The sequence below is a fragment of the Rothia santali genome (genome assembly GCF_024199905.1).
Classification (GTDB): domain Bacteria; phylum Actinomycetota; class Actinomycetes; order Actinomycetales; family Micrococcaceae; genus Rothia; species Rothia santali.
Window position 1 is genome coordinate 54,185 of sequence record NZ_JANAFB010000020.1, and the last position, 8,133, is coordinate 62,317.

The 8,133-nt window shown below is 73.7% G+C and carries 8 protein-coding genes; 1 reads left to right on the forward strand and 7 read right to left on the reverse strand.

Going from position 1 to position 8,133, the window contains the following annotated elements; genetic code table 11:
* Positions 1 to 54: 54 nt before the first annotated feature.
* From NBM05_RS09390 to NBM05_RS09410, 5 genes are all read right to left on the reverse strand, one after another.
* On the reverse strand, positions 55 to 2,301 hold the full coding sequence (locus NBM05_RS09390) for a catalase (protein WP_254166768.1): 2,247 nt from the start codon (positions 2,299 to 2,301) through the stop codon (positions 55 to 57).
* A gap of 183 nt (positions 2,302 to 2,484) precedes the next feature.
* Positions 2,485 to 2,994 carry a hypothetical protein gene (locus tag NBM05_RS09395; RefSeq protein ID WP_254166769.1) on the reverse strand — a complete coding sequence of 170 codons (510 nt, stop codon included), beginning with the start codon at positions 2,992 to 2,994 and terminating at the stop codon, positions 2,485 to 2,487.
* 265 nt (positions 2,995 to 3,259) lie between these two features.
* Complete coding sequence (locus NBM05_RS09400) at positions 3,260 to 3,478, reverse strand: hypothetical protein (protein ID WP_254166770.1); 219 nt, start codon at positions 3,476 to 3,478, stop codon at positions 3,260 to 3,262.
* 78 nt (positions 3,479 to 3,556) lie between these two features.
* On the reverse strand, positions 3,557 to 5,359 hold the full coding sequence (locus NBM05_RS09405) for a thiamine pyrophosphate-requiring protein (protein ID WP_254166771.1): 1,803 nt from the start codon (positions 5,357 to 5,359) through the stop codon (positions 3,557 to 3,559).
* 220 nt (positions 5,360 to 5,579) lie between these two features.
* Positions 5,580 to 5,798, reverse strand: coding sequence for a hypothetical protein (locus NBM05_RS09410; RefSeq protein ID WP_254166772.1), 219 nt, complete (start codon positions 5,796 to 5,798; stop codon positions 5,580 to 5,582).
* 387 nt (positions 5,799 to 6,185) lie between these two features.
* Between NBM05_RS09410 and NBM05_RS09415 the strand changes: the two genes are divergently transcribed.
* Complete coding sequence (locus NBM05_RS09415) at positions 6,186 to 6,593, forward strand: hypothetical protein (RefSeq protein ID WP_254166774.1); 408 nt, start codon at positions 6,186 to 6,188, stop codon at positions 6,591 to 6,593.
* Positions 6,594 to 6,790: 197 nt separating this feature from the next.
* Here NBM05_RS09415 and NBM05_RS09420 read toward each other — a convergent pair whose 3' ends face one another.
* Both NBM05_RS09420 and NBM05_RS09425 read right to left on the reverse strand, forming a co-directional pair.
* A complete protein-coding gene (locus NBM05_RS09420) occupies positions 6,791 to 7,606 on the reverse strand; it encodes a methyltransferase domain-containing protein (protein ID WP_254166776.1) in 816 nt (271 codons plus the stop codon).
* Positions 7,603 to 8,133: 3-oxoacyl-[acyl-carrier-protein] synthase III C-terminal domain-containing protein (locus tag NBM05_RS09425; RefSeq protein WP_302183843.1), on the reverse strand; the 531-nt coding region annotated here is incomplete at its 5' end. The genes NBM05_RS09420 and NBM05_RS09425, both read right to left, overlap by 4 nt.

Below are 8,133 nucleotides of genomic sequence, written 5' to 3' on the forward strand. Positions count from 1 at the left end.
GGCCCGGGCCGCCGACCCGCGGCCTCCCCTCGCTCGGGTCGCCCGGGCCGCCCGTCACACGCGGGTCGGGAAGCGCTCCCAGACGCGGTGGGCGGCCATCGCCTCCTTCAGCTGGCCGAGCGCGTCGCTCCAGCCCTCGGCCGCCACCACGCCGGCGTCGTCCGCGGCGTAGCCCTCGGCCTCCAGGGCCTCGCGGCCCGGGCCCCAGGCGCCGAGGGCCTTGGCGTGGCGCCAGGCCTCGTCGAGGAGCAGGCGCACGCGGGGGTCCAGCGTCCCCGCGCCGCGCGCGCCGGCCTTGGCCTCGCGGGCCGGGATCGCGTCGGCCGCCGGGGCCGGGGCGCCCGCGAGGAGAACGGCGTCGAACTCCACCGAGCGGGCCGCGGCGAAGGTGTGGCTGACCGGGACCCCCGCGACCTCGCCCCCGGTGGGCGCGACGATCACCGGCACCATGGAGGCCGAGGCGATGGCCTCGTGCAGCTCCGCCAGCTCCGGCCCGGCAGTCTCCGGGTCGACCACGATCGCGATCTTCCGGCCGTCCAGCGGCCAGGTCCCGCCGATCTGGGACAGCGCGGGGCTCGCCTCCAGCTCGACGGCGCCCTCCACGGTCCCCCGAGGTGCCGGCGCCTCCTCGCCGAGCGCGGTCGCGACCTCGCGGCACAGCGTCTCGTCGATCTCCGCGAGGCTCTGCAGCTGCCGGCGCCGGATGGTCGGCTCGTAGCACTTGGCCAGCTCGAAGGCGTAGGCGCCGATGATGTGCTCCTTCTCGACCGGCGTCATGCTCGCCCAGAACAGGCGCACCTGGCTGTAGTGGTCCTCGTAGCTGACCGGGGCCTTCCGCTCCTTGGTGCCCTCGCTGACCTTCACGGGCAGGTCGGTGAAGGCGCGGACGTCCTCGCCCGCGGGGAACGGGTTGCCGCCGTCCAGGGAGTTCGGGTGGTAGGGCGCGACGCCGGGGTGGTCGGCCTGCTGGCCGTAGCCGTCCCGCAGCATGTCGTTGACCGGGGCGTGCGGCCGGTTGATGGGGATCTGGCCGTCGTTGGGCCCGCCGAGCCGGGTGATCTGGGTGTCCACGTAGGAGAACAGGCGGCCCTGCAGCAGCGGGTCGTCCGTGACGTCGATGCCGGGGACCAGGTGCGCGGGGTTGTAGGCCACCTGCTCGGTCTCCGCGAAGTAGTTCCGCGGGTTGCGGTTCAGCGTGAGCCGCCCGATCGGCTGCACCGGCGCGAGCTCCTCCGGGACGATCTTGGTGGGGTCCAGCAGGTCGATCCCCTCGAAGGTCTGCTCCTCGTTGTCCGGGAAGACCTGGATGCCCAGATCCCACTCGGGATAGGCGCCGCTCTCGATCGCGTCGGCGAGGTCCCGGCGGTGGAAGTCAGGGTCGTTGCCGTTGATCAGCTGCGCCTCCTCCCACGTCAGGGAGTGGACTCCCAGCTTGGGCTTCCAGTGGAACTTGGCCAGCGAGGTCTCGCCCGCGGCGTTGACCAGCCGGAAGGTGTGGATGCCGAAGCCCTCCATCATCCGGTAGGAGCGCGGGATGCCCCGGTCGGACATGTTCCAGATCGTGTGGTGCTGCGCCTCGGTGTGGAGGGAGACGAAGTCCCAGAACGTGTCGTGCGCGCTCTGGGCCTGGGGGATCTCCCGGTCCGGGTGCGGCTTGCCCGCGTGGATGATGTCCGGGAACTTGATGGCGTCCTGGATGAAGAACACGGGGATGTTGTTGCCGACCAGGTCGAAGGTGCCCTCGTCGGTATAGAACTTGGTCGCGAATCCGCGGGTGTCCCGGACGGTGTCGGCCGAGCCGCGGGAGCCGAGCACGGTGGAGAACCGGACGAAGACCGGGGTCTCCTTGCCCTCGGCGAGGAATCCGGCGGAGGTCGCCGAGTCGGCCGTGCCGTAGCCGACGAAGACCCCGTGCGCGGCCGCACCCCGGGCGTGGACCACGCGCTCGGGGATGCGCTCGTGGTCGAAGTGGCTGATCTTCTCCCGCAGGTGGTGGTCCTGGAGCAGGACCGGGCCGCGTCGGCCGGCCTTGAGCGAGTGGTCGGTCTCCCGGAGCCTGGCGCCCTGCTTGGTGGTCAGGTAGGAGCCCTGCTGGCCCACGGAGTCCGGGTCGGGGTCGGCGACGACGCCGGTGGGGGTCCGCGGCGGCTCCTCGTGCTGGTCGGGCGGGGCGGGGAGGGGCTCGCGCGGCGTCGTCGGCTCCTCGGTGGACGGCGGCTCCGGGGCGGGCCGGCCCGGCGGAGGGGTGAGCTTCTGGTCGGCGGTGCGGTCCGGTGAGCTGTTCTGGTCCGAGGGTGACATGGCGCGCCCTTTCGCGTGGTGTGTGTGGTGCCGGGGCGAATGGATGCGCTGCGCCCCTCCTTCCAGTGTGGTCCAGATCTCAGGACGTGGGAGGGGGCTCGGGGAAGGAGAATGTTGCGCTCTGAGCGTGGCGACCCCCGCGGCCGGGCGGCCGGATCTGCGGTCGGGTGGCCGGGCCCGCGGTCAGGCGGCTGGGCCGCCGGTGCCGCGGAAGAGCCGCGCGGCCGTCGCGCGGCGCATCGACTCGAGTCGCTCCAGCTGGTCGTTGGCACTCTCGATCAGCGACTCGAGCTTCCCGCGGTCCAGCCGGTCGTCGCCGCGGGAGGCCTCCAGCATGCTGATCCACCCGCACTTCTTGCCCTCGACGCCGAGCACCAGCATCTCGAGCTCCACGAGGTCGCTCAGGGGCGAGCGGCGGAACAGCGTCCCGTTGGGCTTGAGCCTGCCGAGGGTCTCGCCGAACCCGGCCAGCAGCTGCCAGCCGCGGCCCTTCGAGGCCCCGAGGCGCTCGGCGAAGCCCGCCAGGTCGGAGCGCTCCCGCGTGACCTGGCGGGCGATCTCGCCCAGCTGCTCGCGCACGCCGGGGTCGCGCTGGGAGGTCGCGGCCCGCTTGAGGAGGTCCAGGCCCCCCTTGGAGCCGACCAGGTGGTGTTGGACATAGTCGCGGAGGAGGAACTCGTCGTCGTGCTTCATGGCGCGTCCGGTCCTTTCGGGAGCGGGGAGGGCGCGCAGCGGGGGCGGCGCGCCTGGGCGGGACGGGAAGGACCGGGGGCCGAGGGGCGGCACCCGGTCCGGTGGGTCAGGGCGGCGCCGGGGCCGGGTGGGCGACGTCGTACCGCCCAGCCGGACCGGGGGGGGGCGACGTCGCACTGCCCGGCCGGACCGGGGGACGACGTCGCGCCGCCAGGTCTGGCCGGGGGCCGGCGTCACATCACCCCGGCCCGGCGCCGCGGTCGGGTCAGCGGTTCAGCTCCTCGAGCCTCAGCGCGTTGCCGAGGGCGAAGAAGCTGGGCGCCCAGTGACCGATGAAGATGCCCCACCGGTCCGACTGCGACTTGGAGTCGCCCTTCTTGACGCGGCTGACGGCCCACGAGGTGTAGCTGAGCCCGATGGAGACCAGCCCGGCCGCGTAGCAGTGGTCGGGGCGGAGGCCGTAGCCGTACAGGGTCTTGATCATGATCTTCTCTCCTTGCGGTGGTGGTTGATTGAGCGGGGTCTGGGTCCGGGGTCGGGGCCGGTCAGGGCCTGCGGGAGGTCACGCGTCGTCCTCCAGCCCGAGCAGCCGCAGCTCGATCCCGGCGTACTGGTCCAGGAGGTGCAGCGCGTGGCTCCGGCGCTCGGCGTCCTCCCGGCCGATCGCCTCGCGGATCCCCTCGAGCTTGGCGCGGTCCTGGTACAGGGGCGGCAGCAGGGGGATCTGCGGGTCGGTCCGGACGTCGACGACAGCCGGCCGGCCCGCCGCGAGCGCCTCCTCGATCGCCCCGCCCAGCTGGGCGGGGTGGGTGACGGTCAGCCCGGCGAGCCCCAGCTGGCGGGCGTAGGCCGCGGCGTCGAACCCCGGCAGGTCCTGGCTGCGGTCGAAGCGCGGCTGGCCCTCCATCTCGCGCTGCTCCCAGCTGACCTCCGCGAGGTCGCCGTTGGTGAGGACCACGAGGACGAACCGGGGGTCCTCCCACCCCGGCCACAACCGGGAGACGGTGATGAGCTCGTTGATCCCGAGCATCTGCAGCGCCCCGTCCCCGGTGAAGGCCACGAGAGGGCGGCCGGGGTGGAGGAGCTTCGCGGCGATCCCGTACGGGACCGAGCAGCCCATGCTGGCCAGGGTGCTGGAGAGGTGGGCCCCGCCCACGGGCCCCCGGCGCAGCTGGCGGGCGTACCAGTAGACGCTGGAGCCGACGTCGAGGGCCACCAGGGCGTCGTCGTCCAGCCGGCCGTTCCACTCGTGGAAGACGGCCTCGGGGTTGACCCGGCCCGGGGCTGCCTCGACCGCCGCGCGCGCCTCGGCGACCCGCCGGCCGGCGTCGACGGCCTGCACCGTCCGCTCCCGCCAGCCGCGGTCCTCCGCCTCCGGCAGGCGGGCGAGCAGGCCCTCCAGGGAGGCGGCGGCGTCGCCCGCGATTCCCACGTCCACGGGGTGCCGGTTGCCGAGCTTCACCGGATCGATGTCGATCTGCACCGCGGGCACGCTCCCGGGCGGCGGGTAGTACTCGGTCCAGGGGTCGTCCGAGCCGACGATCAGCAGCGCGTCGCACTCCTGCAGCACGACGGCGCTCTCCGGCGTCCCGAGGTGGCCCATGGTCCCGGCCACGTAGGGGGCGCGCTCGTCCACGTGCGGCTTGCCCAGCAGGCTGGCCGCGACGGCGGCGCCGCGGCGCTCCGCGAGGGCCTCGACCTGGGGCCACGCGTTCGCGGCGCCCTGCCCCACGAGGATGGTCAGCCGCCGGGAGGGCGATAGAGCCTCCGCGGCCCGGTCCAGGTCGGCCTCGGCCGGGCGGACCTCGGGCGCGGTGCTCACGGGCGAGGAGGGCATGTGCCCGTGCTCCTGCCCGGGCTCGGCGGCCTCGGCCTCCTGGACGTCCTGCGGGACGATGACGACGGCCGGCCCCCGGTGGGCCAGCGCCTGCCGGAAGGCACGGTCGATCGCCAGGGGCACCTGGGTGGGCGAGGCCAGCTGCTGCGCGAACCCCACGGCCACGTCCTGGAAGAGCGTGTGCAGGTCCACCTCCTGCTGGTAGCCGGAGCCCAGGGTGTCGGTCTGCTGCTGCCCGACGATCGCGACCACCGGAGCGCTGTCGGACTTCGCGTCGTAGAGGCCGTTGAGCAGGTGGATGGCGCCGGGGCCCTGGGTGGCCGTGACGACGCCGACACCGCCGCCGTACTTGGCGTGGCCCACGGCCATGAAGGCGGCCGACTCCTCGTGGCGGGCCTGGACGAACTCGGGCGTCCCGGCCCGCTGGAGCGCGCCCATGAGCGCGTTGTTGCCGTCGCCGCTGTAGCCGAAGATGCGGGTCACGCCCCACTCGGAGAGGCGGCGGACGATGAGGTCGCTGGTGAGCATGGTGCCTCCCGGGATGGACGACGTCGGGCGGCCGGGCTCCGCGGAGCCCGCCGGCGGTGATGCGGGCCCCGGCGTGGGACCCGGCTTGAAAAACGACTCGGCCCGGAGCGAGACGCTCCGGGCCGATCCCGCCGCCCGCGAAGGCGATGCCGCGGCCCGCCCGAGCGCCGGGCGAGCCGCGGACGCCCCGGGGAGGCGGCAGGTGCTCGCGGGTGGAGTGCTACTTCTTGAGCTCGGCGAGCTGGAGGGCGTTGCCGAGGGCGAAGAAGGAGGGCGCCCAGTGGCCGATGAAGATCCCCCACCGGTCCGACTGCGACTTCGAGTCGCCCTTCTTGATCCGGCTGATGGCCCACGAGGTGTAGCTCAGGCCGATGGAGACGAAGCCGGCCGCGTAGAGGTGGTCGGACTTGAGGCCGTAGCTCTGCAGTGTTTTGATCATCGTTGATTCCTTAGGTGGGAGAAACAAGGAAGAGCGGGTCGTTCAACCGTAGACCGCTGACGACCGGGCGCACAACCGATTCACGGGACCATCGGCGGTTTTTCCGCGATCCCGCCTGCGTGATATATAACCCGAGCGCGAGCCGGAGAAAATAGGCTGCCCCTCCCTTGGCGACCCGGCCGGAACGGGCGCTGCAACGCTCCGGACCGCCGTTTGGCCCGGGTGGATCCCACGTCACAGACATCATGTCCGCGTGGATTTCCTCTGCGTTCCGGAACGGCATTTCCGCCCATTCAGCCCGCCCTGTGACGCGGATTTCATCACCTCGGAAATACGTCGCGAGGATGTACTGACGAGTTGCGTCGGCGGGGTGCTTATGATGGCCCCATGCTGCCATCAGATCGAGCCACCCCAGAGAACGCCGAGGGCGCGGAGCATCCCCGGGAGCCGGAGGAGGAGTTCTCCACGGCCGAGATGGACCCCCGCGCACGCAACCGGCTCGCGACGCTGTGGGAGAAGTTCGACCACGACCGCGACTTCGCCCGCCGCATCAGCCAGATCATGGGGCGGGAGGACGGGTGGAACGTCCCCGAGTACGTCGTGCCGCACGAGCTGCGCCACACGGCGTCGGGGGACAAGGCCCTGGACCTCGTCGCGGCCGTGAGCGAGGCCCTGGAGGGCAGCCCCGAGAACAGGCGCCGCTACGAGGAGGGGGCGAACGAGATCCTCGAGGAGCACCGCATCCCGTACGCCTTCTCCGGGGGCGCCCTCACCCCGGTGGAACGCGAGGCCTAGGGGGCTGCCGGCCAGCCCGGCGGCGGCGCGAGGGACGTGCCGGCCAGCCCGGCGGCGGCGCGAAGGACGTGCCGGCCAGCCCGGCAGTGGCGCGAGGGACGTGCCGGCCAGCCCGGCAGTGTCGCGAGGGGTCCTGGCACCGCCGCGGTGCCCCTCGGCGAGGTCGCGACGGGCCCGAGGGGGCGGCGAACCGCGACTCAGCCGCGGATCAGGAGGTTCCGCCAGGGGGCCTGGCCCACCACGCGCCACCCGTCCGGGACGGCGTCGCGCAGCTCCGCAGCCGTGTAGCTGCGACGCACCGAGATCAGCCCGTCGACGCGGACGAAGGAGGCGCGGTCCCCCGGCCTGGCCAGCAGCGGCAGGGTGCCCGCGGCGTAGAGGCGGTACGCCCAGGGGCTGCGCCGGATGTCGCTGTGCACGACGCCGCCCGCGGCCAGCGCCGCGGAGTCGGCGAGGAACGCGCCGAGCTCCCCCGCCGCCAGGTGGTGCAGCACGTGGTTGGAGACCACGACGTCGAAGACCCGCCCCTGTGCGACCAGGTCGGCGCTGCCGGCGCGCAGGAACTCGACCTCCCCGCTCCCCTCCGGTTCCCGGCCGCCCGCGACGTGCCGGGTGAGTGCCGAACCGCGCCCCGCAGCGCCCGCGACGCCGCCCCGCCGCGTCGCCCAGGCGTGGGCCCGCCCGTCCGGGTCGGCGGCCGTGATACGGAGGTCCAGGCCGTCCCGCCGGGCCCAGCGCGCGAGCGCGCGGACGACGTCGCCCCCTCCCGAGCCGAGGTCCAGCAGGGTGTTGACCCGCCCGGACTCCAGGCGGGGGCGCACCTGCCGGAGGTAGGTGCGGCGCCACCCGGCCACGGCCGCGTTGACCCAGCGGAAGTCGGCGTAGGTGCGCTCCAGCGCGGCGAGGTCGCAGTCGGGGTCGTCCATGAGCTCCGCGGCGTCGGCGTCCCGTTCCCGCAGGTCGGAGAGCAGGTGGCGGCCCACCGGCTCGGGACTCCCCCGGCCGGGCCTCACCGGGTCTTCCTCAGCAAGGCGGTCTCCACGGTGAGGCCGGGACCGAAGGCCATGCCGCAGACGTACTCCTCCTCGCCCTCCATCGGGGCGTGGAGGATCTCGCGGAGCACGAAGAGGACGGTCGCGCTGCTCATGTTCCCGTAGTCGCGCAGCACCGCGCGCGAGGGCCCGAGCTGCTCCGGATTCAGCCCCAGGACCGCCTCGACCTTGTCCAGGATGCTGCGGCCGCCGGGGTGGACGGCCCACCGGTCGATCCCGACGCCGCGCCGCTCGGCCTCCTCCCGCAGCGGCGCGAGCGCCTCCACGATGTTGCCCTCGATGATCTGCGGGACGTAGGAGCCCAGCACCATCTCGAAGCCGAGGTCCCCGATGCTCCACGCCATCTCCTCGCCGCCGGTCGGCGTCACGGTGGTCTCGAAGCGCTCGAGGTGGAGGACGGGGGTGCCGGGGGTGGGGGCGCCCGGGGCGGGGGTGGCCGGGGCGGGGGGCTCCGGGCCGGCGGCGGCGGGGGGGGGGGCCCCGCGGTG